Below are 18,774 nucleotides of genomic sequence, written 5' to 3'. Positions count from 1 at the left end.
AAATAATAGGGATAGAGTGCGGCAGCTTCAAGGGTCTCAATGCGCGCTGGTGGGGTGATGACCGGGGTTTGAGTCCTTAAGGGCATCTGGCGCTACCATTGCCGGGATCAATGCAGGGGCGTGTGCAAAGGCCTGCCCAGAGTTCGTGAAATGAAACAAGAAATTACAAAAGCAGACGCATGGCTGGTTGTCTGCCTCTGTGCTGACTGGTGCGGTACCTGTAAACAGTACCGGCAGCCCTTCGAGGCTCTTGCTGCCCAGTTTCCACAGATGCGTTTTGTCTGGCTCGATGTGGAAGACCGTGAGGATGTGGCGGGCGATCTGGACATAGAAACCTTTCCGTCCATTTTGGTGGCGCAGGGCGAGCTGGCCAGATTTCTGGGGCCTGTGCTTCCGCAAACGGGGGTGCTGGCGCGGATGCTGCAATCCCTGCCCGCAGATGCGGCGGCGAGGCCTGCCGATGTGCAGGAGGCCCAGGATTTGCTGCAGCGATTGTTGCGCGCTGATGACCTGCAGGAAGTCTTGCGTTGATCGCTGTTTTATGCGAGACACTTTTTGCGAAAACAGTGGTTTGCGGCTACAATCACGGCTTCACGACCAAACGGGCGGGTACATACCGCCCGTTTTTTTTGGGCAATTCATGGCGAAACCTGTTTTTGGCAGAGCTAAGTCCATGATTTGACAGATTTTTCGGGATTGAACTGAATACACGTGGCACTACAGCAAATCGTTGAACAAACCGTGACAGGTCTGGGCTATGACCTGGTTGAAATCGAGCGCTCGGCCGGCGGCCTGCTGCGCATCACGATTGATTTGCCTTGGCAGGCGCCGGAGGACGGTGCGCCTGAGCTGCCCGAGCAGTTCGTGACAGTGGAAGACTGCGAAAAGGTCACGCGCCAGCTTCAGTTTGCGCTGGAAGTCGATGGTGCGGACTACGCCCGTCTGGAGGTCTCTTCTCCAGGCATTGATCGTTTGCTGCGCCATGAGCAGGACTTCATCCGCTTTGAAGGCTCGGAGGTGGATCTGACGCTCAAGGCTCCCATCGGGGCTGCAGGTGGCGACAAGATCAATGCAAACCGCAAGAAATTTCGTGGCACGCTGGAACGGACTGAAGAAGGTGGCTGGCAGATCGTCTGGAGCGATGAGCCGCCTCCCAAGCCGGGCGTGCGCGTCAGCAAGAAGCGTGAGCCTGCGCCGTTGAACGCGATGGGCTTTACGCTTGACGAGTTGCGCGAAGCTCGTCTGGCACCGATTGTGAATTTCAAAGGACGCGCAGCCAAGCCCGAATGAGGCAGCTGAAGCGTTTGAATCTTTTGGGGCAAAGAGGTCGCATGCAAATCCTCTTTGTGTGATTGAAATAGGAGAGTCGTCGCATGAATCGCGAACTGTTGATGTTGGTTGAAGCCATTTCGCGTGAAAAGAACGTGGAACGCGATGTGGTTTTTGGTGCCGTGGAATCCGCACTGGCACAGGCCACCAAGAAGCTGTACCAAGGTGAAGTAGACATCCGCGTGTCCATCGATCGCGAAAGCGGCGACTACGACACCTTCCGCCGTTGGGTGGTGGTGTCTGACGATGCCGGTCTGCAGAACCCCGACGCCGAAGAAATGCTGATGGATGCGGAAGACCGCGTGCCCGGCATTCAAATTGGTGAGTTCATTGAAGAGCAGATCGAGTCGCTGCCTATCGGCCGTATTGGTGCCATGGCTGCCAAGCAGGTCATCCTGCAGAAGATTCGCGACGCCGAGCGCGAAATGCTGCTCAACGAATTCCTGGCCCGTGGCGAGAAGATCTTTACCGGTACCGTCAAGCGCATGGACAAGGGCGACATCATTGTCGAATCCGGCCGTGTGGAAGGCCGACTCAAGCGCGGCGAGATGATCCCCAAGGAAAATCTGCGCAATGGCGACCGCGTGCGCGCCATGATCATGGAAGTCGATGCCACCTTGCGCGGTGCTCCCATCCTGCTGTCGCGCTCGGCTCCCGAATTCATGGTGGAATTGTTCCGCAATGAAGTGCCCGAGATCGAGCAAGGCCTGCTGGAGATCAAGAGCTGCGCCCGTGACGCCGGCTCTCGTGCCAAGATTGCCGTGCTCAGCCACGACAAGCGCGTGGACCCCATTGGCACCTGCGTCGGCGTGCGCGGCACCCGCGTGAATGCGGTGACCAACGAGCTGGCCGGCGAGCGTGTGGATATCGTGCTGTGGTCCGAAGACCCCGCCCAGTTCGTGATCGGTGCCCTGGCTCCTGCCAATGTCTCTTCCATCGTTGTGGATGAGGAAAAGCATGCCATGGACGTGGTCGTGGACGAGGAAAATCTGGCCATCGCCATCGGTCGCGGCGGTCAGAACGTGCGTCTGGCCTCCGAGCTGACAGGCTGGAAGATCAACATCATGGACGCTGCAGAGTCTGCCCAGAAGCAGGCCGACGAGTCGGCTGTCTCGCGCAAGCTGTTCATGGAAAAGCTGGATGTGGACGAGGAAATCGCCAACATCCTGATCGAAGAAGGTTTCGAGACCCTGGAAGAAGTGGCCTATGTGCCGCTGCAGGAAATGCTCGAAATCGAATCCTTCGACGAAGAGACGGTGAACGAGCTGCGTAGCCGCGCCAAGGATGCACTGCTGAGTCAGGAAATTGCTCGCGAAGAAAATGTGAGCAAGGCATCCGAGGATCTGGTGTCTCTGGACGGCATGACTGCCGAGCTGCTGGACAAGCTGGCGCAAGCTGATGTGCACACACGTGACGATCTGGCCGACCTGGCGATCGACGAGCTGACCGAAATCACCGGTCAGACTGCCGAAGAAGCCAAGGCCTTGATCATGAAGGCGCGTGAGCACTGGTTTACCGATGGGCAAGAGTAAGGTCAGGGAGGTACAGAGCATTTATGTCGAGTAATACGGTTGCAGAATTTGCGAAAGAGCGCAACACGACCCCTGATACCTTGCTGCAGCAGCTCAAGGCCGCCGGGGTTGACAAGGCCAATGCGGCTGACGCGCTGACCGAAGGTGACAAGCAGCGCTTGCTGTCTCACCTGCAGGCAAGCCATGGCAGCGGTGCCAAGAAGATCACGCTGACCAAGAAGTCCACCAGCGAAATCAAGCAGGCGGATTCATCGGGCCGTGCCCGTACGATTCAGGTGGAAGTGCGCAAGAAGCGCACTTTCGTGAAGCGGGAAGACACTCCCGCCGAGGCTCAGGCCAATGCGGAAAGCATGGCTAAGGCTGTGCAGGAGCGTGCCGCTAGTCAAGAGCTGGTACGCCGTGAAGAAGATGCTCGCCGCGAGGCCGAGCTGTTGAGCCATCAGGAAGAACAATTGGCCAAGGAACGTCAAGAGCGCGAAGAGCGCGAGCGCCGCGAGCGCGAAGCCGAGGAACGTGCTGCAGCCTATGCAGCCGCGGAAGTCGCCAAGGTGGCTGAAGCCAAGGCGGCAAAGGAAGAAGAAAAGCGCGAGCACGCCGCAGGCGCTGCCGCACGTGCTGCGGCCCAGGCCGAGGCACGCGCCAAGGCGGAAGCCGAATCCCAGGCCAAGGCTGCTGAAGAAGCCAGCCGCGCCAAGGATCTGGATGAGCGCCGCCGCAAGGCCCTGGCCGAAGCGGAAGCCATCCGCGCCATGATGGCTGCGCCCAAGAAGGTGCTGGTCGCCAAGAAGCCCGAGGAGCCCAAGAAGGCTGCTCCGGTCGCTGCGGATGCCAAGAAGCCTGTTGCCGCCAAGGATGGCAACAAGCCCGCAGGCAGCGCTGGCGCGGCCAATGCCGGCGGCGGCGCCCGTCCAGGCAAGGAAGTCAAGTCCGCCAAGCTGTCTTCGAGCTGGTCCAACGACGCCGGCAAGAAGAAGGAAATCAAGACCCGTGGCGACAGCTCCGGCGGCGTGGCTGGCCGCTCCAACTGGCGCGGTGGTCCTAAGGGCGGCCGTCGTGGCAATGATCGTCACGAGCAGCAACAGCAGCAGGCTCCCGAGTTCCGTCAGTTGGAGATTTCGGTGCCCGAGACCATCACCGTGGCCGAACTGGCTCACAAGATGGCCATCAAGGCATCCGAGGTCATCAAGGTTCTGATGAAGATGGGCCAGATGGTCACCATCAACCAGCCGCTGGACCAGGACACCGCCATGATCGTGGTGGAAGAAATGGGCCACACCGCCAAGGTGGCAGCGCTGGACGATCCCGAAGCCTTCACCGCCGAGGAAGTCTCCAACTCCGAAGCCGAGCAACTGCCGCGCGCTCCCGTGGTGACCGTCATGGGTCACGTGGACCACGGCAAGACCTCGCTGCTGGACTACATCCGTCGCACCAAGGTGGCGTCGGGCGAAGCCGGCGGCATCACTCAGCACATCGGTGCCTACCATGTGAAGACGCCTCGCGGCATCATCACCTTCCTGGACACCCCCGGTCACGAGGCCTTCACGGCCATGCGTGCTCGCGGTGCCAAGTCCACCGACATCGTGATTCTGGTGGCTGCTGCCGACGACGGCGTCATGCCCCAGACTAAGGAAGCCATCAAGCACGCCAAGGCGGCTGGTGTTCCCATCGTGGTGGCCATCACCAAGGCCGACAAGCCCGAAGCCAACCCCGATCGCGTCAAGCAGGAGCTGGTCGTGGAAGAGGTGCTGCCCGAAGAATACGGCGGTGACTCTCCCTTCGTGGCCGTGTCCTCCAAGACCGGCCAGGGCATCGACGAGCTGCTGGAGCAAGTGCTGCTGCAGGCCGAAGTGCTGGAACTCAAAGCGCCCGTGGACGCCGCTGCCAAGGGTATCGTGATCGAAGCCCAGCTGGACAAGGGTCGCGGTACCGTGGCTACGGTGCTGGTGCAGTCCGGTACGCTGAAGGTCGGCGATGTGGTGCTGGCTGGCCAGACCTATGGTCGCGTGCGAGCCATGCTCGACGAAGACGGCAAGCAGACTAAGGAAGCCGGTCCTTCCATCCCTGTCGAGATCCAGGGTCTGAACGAAGTGCCCCAGGCGGGTGACGACTTCATGGTGCTGAGCGACGAACGCCGTGCCCGTGAAATTGCGACCTACCGCGCCGGCAAGTTCCGCAACACCAAGCTGGCCAAGCAGCAGGCTGCGAAGCTGGAAAACATGTTCGCCGAAATGTCCGCTGGCGATGTGCAGACCCTGCCCATCATCATCAAGGCCGACATGCAAGGCTCGCAGGAAGCTCTGGCAGCCTCGCTGCTCAAGCTGTCTACCGACGAGATCAAGGTTCAGCTGGTGTACTCCGGCGTGGGCGGTATCTCCGAGTCCGACGTCAACCTGGCGCTGGCTTCCAAGGCCATCATCATCGGCTTCAACGTGCGTGCGGATGCTCAGGCCCGCAAGACCGCTGAAGGCAACGATGTCGACGTTCGCTACTACAACATCATCTACGACGCCGTGGATGAGGTGAAGGCTGCGATGTCGGGCATGCTGGCTCCCGAGAAGCGCGAAGAGATCATCGGTATGGCCGAGATCCGTACCGTGTTCGTGGCGACGAAGATCGGCACCATTGCCGGCTCGTACATCACGCAAGGTCACGTCACCCGCAATGCACACTTCCGTCTGCTGCGCGACAACGTGGTCATCTACACGGGCGAGATCGAGTCGCTGCGTCGCATGAAGGACGATGTCAAGGAAGTCAAGGAAGGCTTCGAGTGCGGTATCAAGCTGCGCAACTACAACGACATCAAGGAAGGCGACGTGCTGGAAGTCTTCGAGATCAAGGAAATCGCTCGTACGCTGTAAAAGCAATAGCTGCTAGCGCCTGTTACGCAAGGGTTTGAGGCTGAAAATGCCTTGAATTCCTTGTGCAGCAAGCGCAAATAGCTCCTTTTTTATTCATGGCAACCAAACGCAAATCTGCTGCTCCCAACCGCAGCTTCAAAGTTTCCGACCAGATCCAGCGTGATCTGTCGGAGCTGATCGCCCGCGAGTTGAAGGACCCGCGCGTCGGCATGGTCACGCTGCAAGGCGTGGAGGTGACTCCTGACTATGCCCACGCCAAGGTGTTCTTCAGCGTGCTCGTCGGCGATCCCGAAGTGACGCTGGCAGCACTCAATCAGGCCGCAGGCTTTCTGCGCAACGGCCTGTTCAAGCGTCTGCACATTCATACCGTGCCCACGCTGCATTTCGTCTACGACCGCACTACAGAGCGCGCTGCCGACATGAACGCCTTGATCGCCAAGGCTGTGGCGTCGCGCGGACCCGAACAGGAATAAGCACATGAACGCCCCTCGCACCCGGGTGCAGCGGCGCCCTGTGCATGGGGTGTTGCTGCTCGATAAACCGCTGGGCTGGTCCAGCAACGATATCTTGCAGAAGGTCAAGTGGCTGCTGCGCGCCGAAAAGGCCGGGCATACAGGCACGCTTGATCCGCTGGCCAGTGGCGTGCTGCCGCTGTGTTTCGGCGCTGCCACCAAATTCAGTCAGCTTCAGCTCGAAGCCGAGAAAACCTACGAAGCCATTGCCCGCCTGGGCCAGACCACGACCACGGCCGATGCCGAGGGCGATGTGGTGCTGGAGCGTGCCGTCGATCTGGCAGCCATCACGCCCGAGCGCCTGGCGCAGGTGCAGGCCCAGTTCACAGGCGACATCAAGCAGGTGCCGCCCATGCACAGTGCGCTGAAGAAGGACGGCAAGGCACTCTATGAATATGCCCGTGCGGGCGTGGAAGTGGAGCGCCCCGCACGCGATGTCACCATTCATGCATTGGATCTGACTCTGGTGCAGGACGATCAGGGGCATCCGGCTGTCAAGATGAGAGTGACCTGCAGCAAGGGCACTTACATCCGCACATTGGGCGAAGACGTGGGCGAGGCCTTGGGCTGTGGCGCCCACTTGCGTTTTCTGCGCCGTGTGGAAACCGGCGGTCTTGAAGTGTCGCGTTGCGTGACGCTGCAGGCGCTGGAAGCCATGAACGATGAAGAGCGCATCGCGCAGGTCCAGCCTGTCGATACCCTGCTGCATCGTCATGCCGTCGTCACCTTGGGTGAACAGGATGCAGGACGCTTTCTATCAGGCTTGCGCCGTCGAGGGTCTTGGGCGGATGCCCCGGCCGTGGCGGTGTATGGTGAGCGCCCGCATGCCCTTTTAGGGGTAGGCCGTGTGGCGAGCGGGGAATTGATTCCCGAGCGCCTGCTCAGTCCGCTAGAAATTCAACAAATTTTGGAAGGAACGCCGCGTCCACAAGCAAGCGGCATTTTGGAAACATTATGAGCAAACAAATCCGCAACATTGCGATCATCGCGCACGTTGACCACGGTAAGACCACCATGGTGGACCAGCTGCTGCGCCAGTCCGGCACTTTTGCCGAGCACGAAAAAGTCGTCGACACCGTGATGGACAACCATGCCATCGAACGTGAGCGCGGCATCACCATTCTGGCCAAGAACTGTGCCGTGTCCTGGAAGGACACCCACATCAACATTCTCGACACGCCCGGTCACGCGGACTTCGGCGGCGAAGTGGAACGTGCCCTGTCCATGGTCGACGGCGTGGTGCTGCTGATTGATGCGCAGGAAGGCCCCATGCCCCAGACGCGCTTCGTGACCAAGAAGGCTCTGGCTCTGGGCCTGCGCCCCATCGTGGTGGTGAACAAGGTGGACAAGCCCGGCGCCAACCCCGACAAGGTGATCAACGCCGCTTTCGACCTGTTCGACAAGCTGGGCGCCACCGACGAGCAGCTGGACTTCCCCGTGGTCTACGCCTCCGGCATCAACGGCTGGTCGTCCAAGGAAGAGGGCGAGCCCGGTGCCAAGTGGGGTGAGGACATGTCCGCCCTGTTCGACACCATCCTGGATCACGTGCCTTCCGTGCAAGGCGATGCCAGCGCTCCCCTGCAGCTGCAGGTTTCTGCTCTGGATTACTCCACCTTCGTGGGTCGTATCGGCGTGGGCCGCATCACCCAGGGCACGCTCAAGCCCGGTCAGCAAGTGGCCGTGATGGCCGGTCCTGACGGCAAGAGCTACAGCGGCAAGATCAACCAGGTGCATACCTTCCAGGGTCTGGACCGCGTGCAGGCCACCGAAGCCGGTCCTTCCGAGATCGTGCTGATCAGCGGTATCGAAAACATCGGTATCGGCGAGACCGTCACCGACCCCGCCAATCCCCAGCCTCTGCCCATGCTGAAGATTGACGAGCCCACCCTGACCATGAACTTCTGCGTGAACACCTCGCCCCTGGCAGGTCGTGAAGGCAAGTTCGTGACCAGCCGCCAGATCTGGGACCGTCTGCAAAAGGAACTGCGCTCCAACGTGGCTCTGCGCGTCAAGGAAACCGACGAAGACGGTATCTTTGAAGTCTCCGGCCGCGGCGAACTGCACCTGACCATCTTGCTGGAAGAAATGCGCCGCGAAGGTTACGAGCTGGCCGTGTCCAAGCCTCGCGTCGTGATGCAGATGATTGACGGCGAAAAGCACGAGCCTATCGAGCTGGTGACTGCCGACATCGAAGAAGGCCATCAGGGCGGCGTGATGCAGGCACTGGGCGAGCGCAAGGGCGAGCTGGTGAACATGGAGCCCGATGGCCGCGGTCGCGTCCGTCTGGAATACCGTATTCCTGCTCGTGGCCTGATCGGTTTTACCAACGAATTCCTGAACCTGACACGTGGTTCCGGCCTGATCGCCAACATCTTCGACAGCTACGAACCCCATAAGGGCGACATCGGCGGCCGCAAGAACGGCGTGCTGATCTCCATGGACGACGGTGAAATCTTCACCTACGCCCTGGGCAAGCTGGACGACCGTGGCCGCATGTTCGTGAAGGCCGGCGACCCCGTGTACGAAGGCATGATCATCGGCATCCACAGCCGCGACAACGATCTGGTGGTGAACGCCACACGTACCAAGCAGCTGACCAACTTCCGTGTTTCCGGCAAGGAAGACGCGATCAAGATCACGCCTCCCATCGAGCTGTCGCTGGAGTACGGCGTGGAATTCATCGAAGAGGACGAGCTGCTGGAAATCACCCCCACCAGCCTGCGCGTGCGCAAGCGTCACCTGAAGGAACACGATCGCAAGCGTGCTTCGCGTGATGCGTAATTCACTGGCCTAGGCCGTGAATCCAAAAAAAGGCCCTTCGGGGCCTTTTTTTATTGCACGCTGCTGCCTGACAGTCTGCATTGCAACGGCTGCGGTATTGATTCGTCGCGAAGCGAGCCACGGGCCGAGTTGCTGCCGAGCAGCAGCAGTCAAGTGTTGCAGATGCTGATCTCACGGGTGTGGAGCGAAGTCTGGAATCCTGGTGCCGGTGGGCTGATGGAAGAGCAGGGCGATCCGCTGAGTCGCGGTAGCTTCAGAAACAAAAAACCGCATGGGAGCCATGCGGTTTTTGATAACGGCCCTGTCTCGCGCCGTTGAGAGGCAGTCGATTTACTTCTGCGCCAGAATCCAGGCCACCAGCTTCTTGGCATCGGCGTCGTTCACCTGGGGATTGGCGGGCATGGGCACGGGGCCCCACACGCCGGAGCCGCCCTTGATGACCTTGGCAGCCAGCTTGTCGGCTGCGTCCTTCTGGCCTGCATACTTGGCGGCCACATCCTTGAATGCGGGACCAACCAGCTTCTTGTCAACAGCGTGGCAGGCCATGCAGTTCTTGGACTGTGCCAGAGCCTGATCGGCCATGGCAGGGGCCACGGCAGCGGCGGAAAGGGCGAAAGCGATCAGAAATTGCTTCATCATGAGTTCCCAGGGTGCGGGGTTAAAGTTGATCTTTTAGCGCATTGTAGTGCTTGGCTTGTGTACTCTCCAGTGCACTCTGTGTTCTGGAAAATCAACAAAAAAGGGGATGTATGTATCTGTTAGGTTTGGCGATCGTGTTGTCGCTGCTCAAGCTGGCTCAGATCGGGCCTGTTGCAGACTGGAGCTGGTGGCCGATTCTGGGCGTTTATGGCGCGGCTGCCGCCTGGTGGGCCTGGGCCGATGCTTCGGGCTATACCAAGCGCAAGGCCATGGAGAAGATGGACCAGCGCAAGAAAGAGCGTATCGAGCGTCAGAAGCAGGCCATGGCACCGGGCCAGCGACGTCGTTGAGCAGTGAATCAGGCATCGTGATTGACGATGTCTTGTGATTGTTTTGCCTGACAGCCCGCCATGGGCTAGGCATCGCTGCCTTGCAGTGCTGGGCCATAATCCAAAGAATCATTTCCCGATAACGTCTTATAGCGAACCCCATGCCCGCATACCGTTCCAAAACCTCCACTGGCGGCCGCAACATGGCCGGTGCGCGCGCCCTGTGGCGTGCCACCGGCATGAAAGATGGCGATTTCGACAAGCCCATCATTGCGATTGCCAACTCCTTCACCCAGTTCGTGCCCGGCCATGTGCATCTGAAGGATCTGGGGCAACTGGTCGCGCGCGAGATCGAAAAGGCCGGCGGCGTGGCCAAGGAGTTCAACACCATCGCCGTGGACGATGGCATCGCCATGGGCCATGACGGCATGCTGTATTCGCTGCCCAGCCGCGACCTGATCGCGGACTCGGTCGAGTACATGGTCAATGCCCATTGCGCCGATGCGCTGGTGTGCATCTCCAACTGCGACAAGATCACCCCCGGCATGCTGATGGCTGCGATGCGCCTGAACATTCCGGTGATCTTTGTTTCCGGCGGCCCCATGGAAGCCGGCAAGACCAAGCTGGCCAACCCCGAAACCAAGACCATAGAGTTCAAGAAGCTGGACCTGGTGGACGCCATGGTGATCGCGGCCGATCAGCGCTATTCCGACGCCGAGGTGGCCGAGGTGGAACGCTCCGCCTGCCCGACCTGCGGCTCCTGCTCGGGCATGTTCACCGCCAATTCGATGAACTGCCTGACTGAAGCGCTGGGCCTGTCCCTGCCCGGCAATGGCACCGTGGTGGCCACGCATGCCGACCGCGAAGAGCTGTTCCTGCGCGCCGGTCGCCGCATCGTCGAGCTGGCCCGCGACTACTACGAGAACGACAACGACAGCGTGCTGCCGCGCTCCGTGGGCTTCAAGGCCTTCGAGAACTGCATCACGCTGGACATCGCCATGGGCGGCTCCACCAATACCATCCTGCACCTGCTGGCCATCGCCCAGGAAGCGGGTATCGACTTCACCATGGCCGACATCGACCGCCTCTCGCGCGTCGTGCCCCAGCTGTGCAAGGTGGCACCCAACACGCCCAAGTACCACATCGAAGACGTGCACCGCGCCGGTGGCATCATGGCCATCCTGGGCGAGCTGGACCGCGCCGGCAAGCTGCACACCGATGTGCCCACGGTGCATGCCAAGACCATGAAGGATGCGCTGGAGCAGTGGGACATCATGCGCACGCAGGACGAGGCCGTTCGCCACTTCTACATGGCTGGCCCCGCCGGCATTCCCACGCAGGTGGCGTTCAGCCAGAACACCCGCTGGCCCAGCCTGGACCTGGATCGTGCCGAAGGCTGCATCCGCAGCTACGAGCACGCGTTCAGCAAGGAAGGCGGCCTGGCCGTGCTGCGCGGCAACATCGCGCTGGACGGCTGCGTGGTGAAGTCCGCAGGCGTGGACGAGTCGATCCTGGTCTTCGAAGGCCCGGCCCATGTGGTCGAGTCGCAGGACGAGGCCGTGGCCAACATCCTGGCCGACAAGGTCAAGGCAGGCGATGTGGTCATCGTGCGCTACGAGGGCCCCAAGGGCGGCCCCGGCATGCAGGAAATGCTCTACCCCACCAGCTACATCAAGTCCAAGGGCCTGGGCAAGGCCTGTGCGCTGCTGACGGACGGCCGCTTCTCGGGCGGTACCTCCGGCCTGTCCATCGGTCACTGCTCTCCCGAAGCGGCAGCCGGCGGCGCGATTGGCCTGGTGCAGAACGGCGACATCATCCGCATCGACATTCCCAACCGCAGCATCAACATGCTGGTCAGCGACGAAGAGCTGGCCCGCCGCCGTGAAGCGCAGAATGCCAAGGGCTGGAAGCCTGCCCAGGCCCGTCCCCGCAAGATCTCTGCGGCCCTCAAGGCCTATGCCAAGCTGGTGACCAGCGCCGATACCGGCGCCGTGCGAGATCTGTCGCTGCTCGACGATTAAGTTACGTTTGTTTCGTCATTTCGTCAGCGCGGACTTTGCCTGCTGACGGACAATCCCACAGCCGCTCGATGCAAGTCGCGCGGCTGTTTTTATTGTCTTGCCAGAAAGTGATCTCCATGTCTTTCGCTGTTCGCCCCTCCTTCTTGTTGAAGACAGCAGGGCTGCTGGCCTTGCTGGGGGCATTGACGGCGCAGGCTGCAGAAGGGCGTTACCCGCAGCGTCCCGTGCGTCTGGTGGTCCCTTTCACGCCCGGAGGCTCCACCGATATCGTGGCGCGCCTGGTTGCCGATGCCATGCACACGACGCTGGGTCAGCCCGTGGTGGCCGACAACCGGTCCGGCGCCAGCGGCTTCATCGGGGCCGAGGCCGTGGCAAATGCGGCGCCTGACGGCTACACGATCGGCCTGGGCACCATCAGCACGCTGGTGGTCAATCCCGTCATGCTGCCCCAGACGGCACGCATAGATCCTGCCAAGGCCTTTGTGCCGGTGGTTGCACTGGCGTCCATTCCGTCGGTGTTCTCCGTGCATCCGAATATGGGTGTGCAGAACTATGCCCAGTTCCTCACTCTTGCGCGCAGCAAGCCGGGGCAGTTCAATATCGGATCGGCCGGAATCGGCTCCATCGGGCATCTGATTGCCGAGCGCCTCAATGCCGATCTCAAGCTCAAGCTGCACCACATTCCCTACAAGGGGCAGGGGCCGGTGATCAGCGGCGCGCTGTCGGGCGAGACCCAGGTGCTCAGCGATCAATACCCTTCGTCGGCTCCGCATGTGGCTGCGGGCCGCCTGGTTCCGTTCGCCGTGGCCGCGCAGGAGCGCTTGCCGGCCCTGCCGCAGGTGCCCACGTTCAGGGAGTTGGGCCACCCTGCGCTCAACGATCTGGCCATCACCTGGTTCGGCATCGTTGCTCCGGCAGGAACACCGCAGGCCGTCGTGACCAGGCTCAACGGCGCTGCCAACGCGGCCTTGCAGGATCCTGCCGTGCAGGAGCGGTTGCAGGCCATGGGCGTGAATGTATTGGGCGGCACACCGCAGCGATTGAGCACCATGATGGATGAGACCGCCAAGGTCGTGCGCCAGACCGTGCGCGAGCAGGGCCTGGCGGTGGACAAGCCGCATTGACGCTTGAAAGAGCGCCGCTGGCGCCGGATGCAGCAGGATGCCAGGTCGAGGTTTTTCGCATCAGGGGGGCTTTGAGCCGGTGAATGAGGCTCTGCAGCGTTCTCGGAGCATGCAGTTTTGCAGAAACGTCATCGGCCTGCGGCACAATGCCTGACATGCTGATGTATCCGCACATTGATCCTGTAGCCGTGCAGATTGGCCCGCTGGCCGTGCACTGGTATGGCATTACCTATCTGGTGGCCTTTGGTCTGTTCCTGTTTCTGGGCACGCGCCGACTGCACCACCCTCCATTCAAATACATGACGGGCGATCGTGCCTGGGCGCGCAAGGATGTGGAGGACATTCTCTTCCTTGGCGTGCTGGGCGTGGTCGTGGGCGGGCGCATCGGCTACTGCCTGTTCTACAAGCCCGGTTACTACCTCTCGCATCCGCTGGAGATTCTTGCCGTCTGGCAGGGCGGCATGAGCTTTCACGGCGGCCTGCTGGGCGTCATCGGCTCCATGATCTGGTTTGCGCGCTCGCGCAAGCGCAACTGGCTGGAAGTCGCAGATTTTGTGGCGCCCTGCGTGCCTACAGGGCTGGCTGCGGGCCGCATCGGCAACTTCATCAACGGCGAGCTCTGGGGGCGTTTTGCGAGTGCGGATCTGCCCTGGGCCATGGTGTTCCCGCAAAGCGGCTCCATGCTGCCGCGTCATCCCTCGCAGATCTATCAGTTCCTGATGGAAGGGCTGCTGCTGTTCATCATCCTGTGGCTTTACGCGCGCAAGGAGCGCAAGCCCGGCCAGGTCGCGGCGGTTTTTCTGATCGGCTATGGGGCCTTCCGCTTCATCGCAGAGTACTTCCGCGAGCCCGACGACTTCCTGGGCATTCTCTCGCTGGGCATGAGCATGGGGCAGTGGCTGTGCATTCCCATGATCGTGGCCGGTGTGCTCATGTGGGTGTGGTGTGGCAAGCGCCAGGCCTACGCGGTTCAGCGGACTGCGGCCTGAAGGCCAAATCCTGAAAAACGCAGACTTCGGTCTGCGTTTTTCATGGTGTGGTGTGCGAGGCGGAAAAACTGCACATAATGGCTGAAAGCGTTACTGCAATTGCGGTATCTGCTTCTTCAATGAGAGCATGATGGTGCTGGAACAAGGAGATGCATATGGGGTGGGCAGCCGAGTGGATTGAGCAAACCAAGCTGTGGGTGCGCGGTGCCGAGGGCGAGAAGGGCGACGCCCAGCATCGCCCGCTGGCGCAACGCCTGGAGGCCACCTTGCGTCGTGGGGAGGAGGCGCTGTCGCCGCGCGAGCTGCGCCGCTTGCTGCTGGACATGCAGCAGGTGGCGGATACCGCGCTCAGCGACGTGGAGGGCGGCCGTCACGCGCAGTTGCTGATGGATTGGTATGCCAAGGCCGATCTGGCCGCGCGCAAGGACTTCTGGCTGCTGGCGATCGAAAAGTTCGGCCCCGATGCCAAGGCACTGCAGGCGGCCCGCGAGCGCTACGACAAGGCGGGCAGCGATGTGGAACGCGGCGAGGCCGAGATGAGCCTGCGCCGCGCCCTGGTTTCGTCGCGCACGCGGCTGCTGCAGCGTTTTGCCCAGCCCAAGGGCGGCATGGGCTTTCTGGTCGACATGCGCGCCGAGTTGCTGGCCTTGCCCAAGGCGGAGCAGCACTATGTGGCGCTGGACGCCGAGCTGGAGCATCTGTTTTCCAGTTGGTTCGATGTGGCCTTGCTGGAGCTCAGAAGCCTGAACTGGGATTCGCCCGCATCGCTGCTCGAAAAGCTGATCAAGTACGAGGCAGTGCACGATATCCGCAGCTGGGCCGATCTGAAGAATCGCCTCGACAGCGACCGCCGCTGCTATGGGTTCTTTCACCCGCGCATGCCCAATGTGCCGCTGATCTTTGTGGAGGTGGCACTGCTGGACAAGATGGCAGGCAGCATGGCTCCGTTGCTGGACGAGGCCGCAGCGGCAGCCGATCTGGCCAAGGCCAACACCGCCATCTTCTATTCCATCAGCAACACCCAGACCGGACTCAAGGGCGTGAGCTTCGGCGATTCGCTCATCAAGCATGTGGTGGAGACGCTCACCGAGGAGTTTCCCAAGCTCAAGCAGTTCGCCACTCTGTCGCCGATTCCGGGACTGCGCAGCTGGCTGAGCAAGAACGGCGATGCGGCGCTGGCGGAGCTCGACGACAAGCAAAAGGCAGCCCTGGAAAAAGTCGCCGGCGGAGTGAGTGCCGCGCAATTGCTGGCCGCGCTGGACGATCCGGGCTCGCTGCCGGAGAAATCGGTGGTGCGTCAGGCTGCCATGTTTTGCGCCGCGCGCTATCTGGGTCGGGAAACTGCCAAGGGTCGTCCGCTGGATGCCGTGGCACGCTTTCACCTTGGCAACGGTGCGCGCGTGGAGCGCCTGAACTGGGCGGCAGACCTGTCGTCCAAGGGGCTCAAGCAATCCATGGGGCTGATGGTCAACTATCTGTATGACCTCAAGCGCCTGGACAAGCACCGCAGCCTGTTGGCGCAGAGCAAGATTCCCGTTTCCTCGGAGATCGAATCGCTGTGCAAGGGTTGAGTGCATCGCGACTCGCGCTGCGCCCGGCCTGAGCCGGCTTGTTGCTGCTGCGTCTTCCAACCACAAGTCTGGCTGCGGCGATGCTGCTGACCAGGCGCGCAGAGGAGACATAGATGCAGGATTCTTGGGAAAAGAGCGTGGGTTTGCAGCGGCGCACGCTGCTGGGGGCGACGGGGGCGCTGCTGGCGGCTGGAGCATCGGGCTGGACGGGCATGGCCCAGGCATCGGAATGGCCGAGCAGGCCTGTCAATCTGATCGTGCCTTTTCCTGCCGGCGGCGGCACCGACACCTTTGCCAGGCCGTTCTCTGCCCAGTTCGCCAAGACCTCGGGCAAGACCTTGGTGATAGACAACCGCGGTGGCGCGGGCGGTACGCTGGGCGCCAGCATTGCGGCCAAGGCCGTACCCGACGGCTACAACTTCTTCATGGGCGGCACTCACCATGTGATTGCGCCATCGGTCTACCCCAAGCTCGAATACGATCTGGAGCACGACTTCATCCCGCTGGCGCTGCTGGCCAGCGTGCCGCAAGTCGTGGTGGTCAATCCCAAGAAGGTGACGCATGCCAGCTTGCAGGCTCTTGTACAGGACCTGCGTGCCAACCCCGGCAAGTACAACTATGCCTCGGCAGGGCCGGGCTCCTCGCACCATCTGGCGGGCGAGCTGTTCAAGCTGCAGACCAAGACCCAGATCACCCATATCCCCTACAAGGGCGCAGGGCCGGCGCTGCAGGACCTGATTGCCGGCAATGTGGACATGCTGTTCGATGGCCTGGGCTCATCGGCCCAGCATATCAAGGGCGGCCGCATCAAGGCCTTGATGGTGGCGGGCGCCAAGCGCAATCCCGCCTTCCCCGATGTGCCCAGCGCGGCCGAGTGCGGCCTGCCGGACTTCACCGTCACCACCTGGTATGGGCTATGGGCCCCCAAGGGCACGCCTGCTGCCGTGCAGCAGCAGATGCTGGACGAGGTGCGCAAGATCGGAGCCGCCGAGGACATCAAGGCTGCCTGGGCCAAGAACGGCGCCGATTACGGCCAGCTGAGCCAGCCGCAGTTTGCCGCCATGGTGCAAAGCGAGATCCAGCGCTGGGCCCATGTGGTCAAGGCGGCGAATGTGAAGATTGACTCCTGAGCCAGCTGGCTGCCTTGCGGGGCGCCCTTTGCTGGCGCCCCATTTTGAAGAAGTGATTTTTTTCAGTGCCTGGCGCCACCGGCCAGGCCAGGGCCGGGCCTATGATGGCCATGGACCTTTTGCTTTCACCGTTTCCGAGTTCGACAGCATCACGATGACCGACATGCCTCAAGCCAATCTTTTCAGCGCACTGCGCGCTGCGTTTCCTGCGGATCTGACGAAAATCGCCGTGGAGGCCATCGAGCCCGATGGCTCCAGCCTCTACTACACCTGGGCCGATCTGGAGCAGGGCAGTGCGCGCATGGCCAATCTGCTGGCCTCGCTGGATCTGCCCGAGGGCAGCCGCATTGCGGTGCAGGTGGAAAAGTCGGTTGAAGCCATGATGCTCTACCTGGCCACGCTGCGCAGCGGCCATGTGTTCCTGCCGCTGAACACCGCCTACCAAAGCGCCGAGATGGAGTACTTCATCACCAATGCCGAGCCGGCCGTGGTGGTGTGCGCCCCCGGCTATTTTGGCTGGGTGTCCAAGATTGCCTTCAACCACGGCGTGGGCCATGTCTACTCCCTCGGCACCGATCGCACGGGCAGCTTGCTGGAGCGTGCGGCCCACCACAGCGACGAGCATCAGGTCGTGCCACGTCGCGCCGACGATCTGGCGGCGATTCTCTACACCAGCGGCACCACGGGGCGCAGCAAGGGCGCCATGCTCAGCCACGGCAATCTGCTGAGCAATGCGGCCATGCTCAAGGTGTACTGGGGCTGGCAGGAAGGCGATGTGCTGATTCACGCGCTGCCCATCTTCCATGTGCATGGCCTGTTTGTCGCCATTCACGGGGCGCTGCTCAACGGCAGTCCCATGATCTGGTTTGCCCGCTTCGAGCCCGAGGCCGTCATGGCGCGCTTCAAGGATGCGACCGTCTTCATGGGGGTGCCAACCCTTTATGTGCGCATGCTGGCCGATGCCAGGCTGGACCGCGACATGGCCGCGCACATGCGTCTGTTCATCTCGGGCTCGGCTCCCATGCTGATCGAGACCTTCCGTGCCTGGAAGACGCGTACCGGCCACACCATTCTTGAGCGCTACGGCATGAGCGAGACCATCATGCTGACCTCCAACCCCTATCAGGCAGATGCGCGCTATGGCAACGAGGCCGAGCGTCGCGGCGCAACCGTGGGCTTTCCCCTGCCTGGCGTGGGCGTGCGCATTCATGGCGATGACGGCAAGGCCATGCCCGCAGGCGAGATCGGCAATATCGAGGTGCAGGGCCCCAATGTCTTCAAGGGCTACTGGCGCATGCCCGAGAAGACGGCAGAGGAGTTCACGGCCGACGGCTGGTTCAAGACCGGCGATGTGGGCCTGCAGGACGAGCGCGGCTATTTCAGCATCGTGGGGCGCAGCAAAGACTTGATCATCTCGGGCGGCTACAACGTCTATCCGGCCGAGGTTGAGGGCTTCATCAACGATCTTCCCGGCGTGGACGAAAGCGCCCTGGTGGGCGTGCCTCACCCGGACTTTGGCGAGGTCGGCGTTGCCGTCATCGTGCCGCGCAAGGGCGCGCAACTGGATGGGCTGAAGATTCTGGAGTCGCTCAAAGCCAGGCTGGCCAATTTCAAGGTGCCCAAGCGCTGCTATGTGGTGGACAGCCTGCCGCGCAACACCATGGGCAAGGTCCAGAAGAAGCTGCTGCGCGATCAGTATCAGCAGGAGTTCTCCTGAACCCGTTCGAAGCGGACGCCAGGCGTTGGTTTTTGGCTGCATTATTGGCTGCGTTTCAGGCGCTTGTCTTTTGACTTGACTCCTGAAAAGTGAGCTGATTGCGCAGCTTGCAAGGCAGATTCAGCATTGAATCGACCCAAAAATAAAGCAGCTTGTACGCAAGCTGCTTTTAATTTGTAAGTAGCAAACGGCGGCCCATGAGCGGCCTGTGTCACTGGATATCAGGGGGAAACCCAGCAAGG

At 61.5% G+C, this 18,774-nt stretch carries 15 protein-coding genes; 14 read left to right on the top strand and 1 reads right to left on the bottom strand.

Going from position 1 to position 18,774, the window contains the following annotated elements; all coding sequences use genetic code 11:
• The first annotated feature begins 150 nt into the window (after positions 1–150).
• From AAIL67_RS02090 to typA, 7 genes are all read left to right on the top strand, one after another.
• Positions 151–531 carry a thioredoxin family protein gene (locus AAIL67_RS02090; RefSeq protein ID WP_224650528.1) on the top strand — a complete coding sequence of 127 codons (381 nt, stop codon included), beginning with the start codon at positions 151–153 and terminating at the stop codon, positions 529–531.
• Positions 532–711: 180 nt separating this feature from the next.
• A complete protein-coding gene (gene rimP, locus AAIL67_RS02085; protein ID WP_034351798.1) occupies positions 712–1,290 on the top strand; it encodes a ribosome maturation factor RimP in 579 nt (192 codons plus the stop codon).
• An 83-nt stretch (positions 1,291–1,373) separates the two neighbouring features.
• Positions 1,374–2,861, top strand: coding sequence for a transcription termination factor NusA (gene nusA, locus AAIL67_RS02080; protein ID WP_003063156.1), 1,488 nt, complete (start codon positions 1,374–1,376; stop codon positions 2,859–2,861).
• A 23-nt stretch (positions 2,862–2,884) separates the two neighbouring features.
• Positions 2,885–5,719, top strand: coding sequence for a translation initiation factor IF-2 (gene infB / locus AAIL67_RS02075; RefSeq protein WP_012837914.1), 2,835 nt, complete (start codon positions 2,885–2,887; stop codon positions 5,717–5,719).
• A 95-nt stretch (positions 5,720–5,814) separates the two neighbouring features.
• The gene (gene rbfA, locus AAIL67_RS02070; RefSeq protein WP_003056352.1) at positions 5,815–6,192 is read left to right on the top strand and encodes a 30S ribosome-binding factor RbfA; all 378 of its coding nucleotides are present in this window, start codon (positions 5,815–5,817) and stop codon (positions 6,190–6,192) included.
• Between the two features lie 4 nt (positions 6,193–6,196).
• Positions 6,197–7,189: a tRNA pseudouridine(55) synthase TruB gene (gene truB / locus AAIL67_RS02065; protein ID WP_003080481.1), complete on the top strand. Its 993-nt coding sequence runs from the start codon at positions 6,197–6,199 to the stop codon at positions 7,187–7,189.
• Positions 7,186–9,012 carry a translational GTPase TypA gene (gene typA, locus AAIL67_RS02060; RefSeq protein ID WP_034351801.1) on the top strand — a complete coding sequence of 609 codons (1,827 nt, stop codon included), beginning with the start codon at positions 7,186–7,188 and terminating at the stop codon, positions 9,010–9,012. The genes truB and typA overlap by 4 nt, the downstream gene beginning before the upstream one ends.
• A 330-nt stretch (positions 9,013–9,342) precedes the next feature.
• Here the strand turns inward: typA and AAIL67_RS02055 are convergent, their stop codons facing one another.
• Positions 9,343–9,648, bottom strand: a complete 306-nt coding sequence (locus AAIL67_RS02055) for a c-type cytochrome (protein WP_034350048.1) — start codon at positions 9,646–9,648, stop codon at positions 9,343–9,345.
• Between the two features lie 113 nt (positions 9,649–9,761).
• On the opposite strand from AAIL67_RS02055, the gene AAIL67_RS02050 reads away from it, so the two are divergent.
• The 7 genes from AAIL67_RS02050 to AAIL67_RS02020 all read left to right on the top strand — a co-directional run bounded on the left by AAIL67_RS02050 (position 9,762) and on the right by AAIL67_RS02020 (position 18,532).
• Positions 9,762–10,001 carry a TIGR04438 family Trp-rich protein gene (locus tag AAIL67_RS02050; protein WP_343483283.1) on the top strand — a complete coding sequence of 80 codons (240 nt, stop codon included), beginning with the start codon at positions 9,762–9,764 and terminating at the stop codon, positions 9,999–10,001.
• A 140-nt stretch (positions 10,002–10,141) separates the two neighbouring features.
• Entirely contained in the window at positions 10,142–12,001 is a 1,860-nt protein-coding gene (gene ilvD / locus AAIL67_RS02045; RefSeq protein WP_003063146.1) for a dihydroxy-acid dehydratase, read from the top strand.
• Positions 12,002–12,117: 116 nt separating this feature from the next.
• Positions 12,118–13,125 carry a tripartite tricarboxylate transporter substrate binding protein gene (locus AAIL67_RS02040; RefSeq protein ID WP_343483281.1) on the top strand — a complete coding sequence of 336 codons (1,008 nt, stop codon included), beginning with the start codon at positions 12,118–12,120 and terminating at the stop codon, positions 13,123–13,125.
• Positions 13,126–13,271: 146 nt separating this feature from the next.
• Complete coding sequence (gene lgt, locus AAIL67_RS02035) at positions 13,272–14,114, top strand: prolipoprotein diacylglyceryl transferase (protein ID WP_034351803.1); 843 nt, start codon at positions 13,272–13,274, stop codon at positions 14,112–14,114.
• Between the two features lie 155 nt (positions 14,115–14,269).
• A complete protein-coding gene (locus tag AAIL67_RS02030) occupies positions 14,270–15,685 on the top strand; it encodes a malonyl-CoA decarboxylase (protein WP_034351853.1) in 1,416 nt (471 codons plus the stop codon).
• Between the two features lie 113 nt (positions 15,686–15,798).
• A complete protein-coding gene (locus AAIL67_RS02025; protein WP_343483280.1) occupies positions 15,799–16,815 on the top strand; it encodes a tripartite tricarboxylate transporter substrate binding protein in 1,017 nt (338 codons plus the stop codon).
• Positions 16,816–16,978: 163 nt separating this feature from the next.
• The gene (locus tag AAIL67_RS02020) at positions 16,979–18,532 is read left to right on the top strand and encodes a malonyl-CoA synthase (RefSeq protein WP_343483279.1); all 1,554 of its coding nucleotides are present in this window, start codon (positions 16,979–16,981) and stop codon (positions 18,530–18,532) included.
• Positions 18,533–18,774 lie beyond the last annotated feature (242 nt).

Origin of the sequence: Comamonas sp. A7-5, assembly GCF_039581385.1 — a bacterium.
Taxonomy (GTDB): domain Bacteria; phylum Pseudomonadota; class Gammaproteobacteria; order Burkholderiales; family Burkholderiaceae_C; genus Comamonas; species Comamonas thiooxydans.
This window is presented reverse-complemented; position numbering and strand designations above follow the sequence as displayed.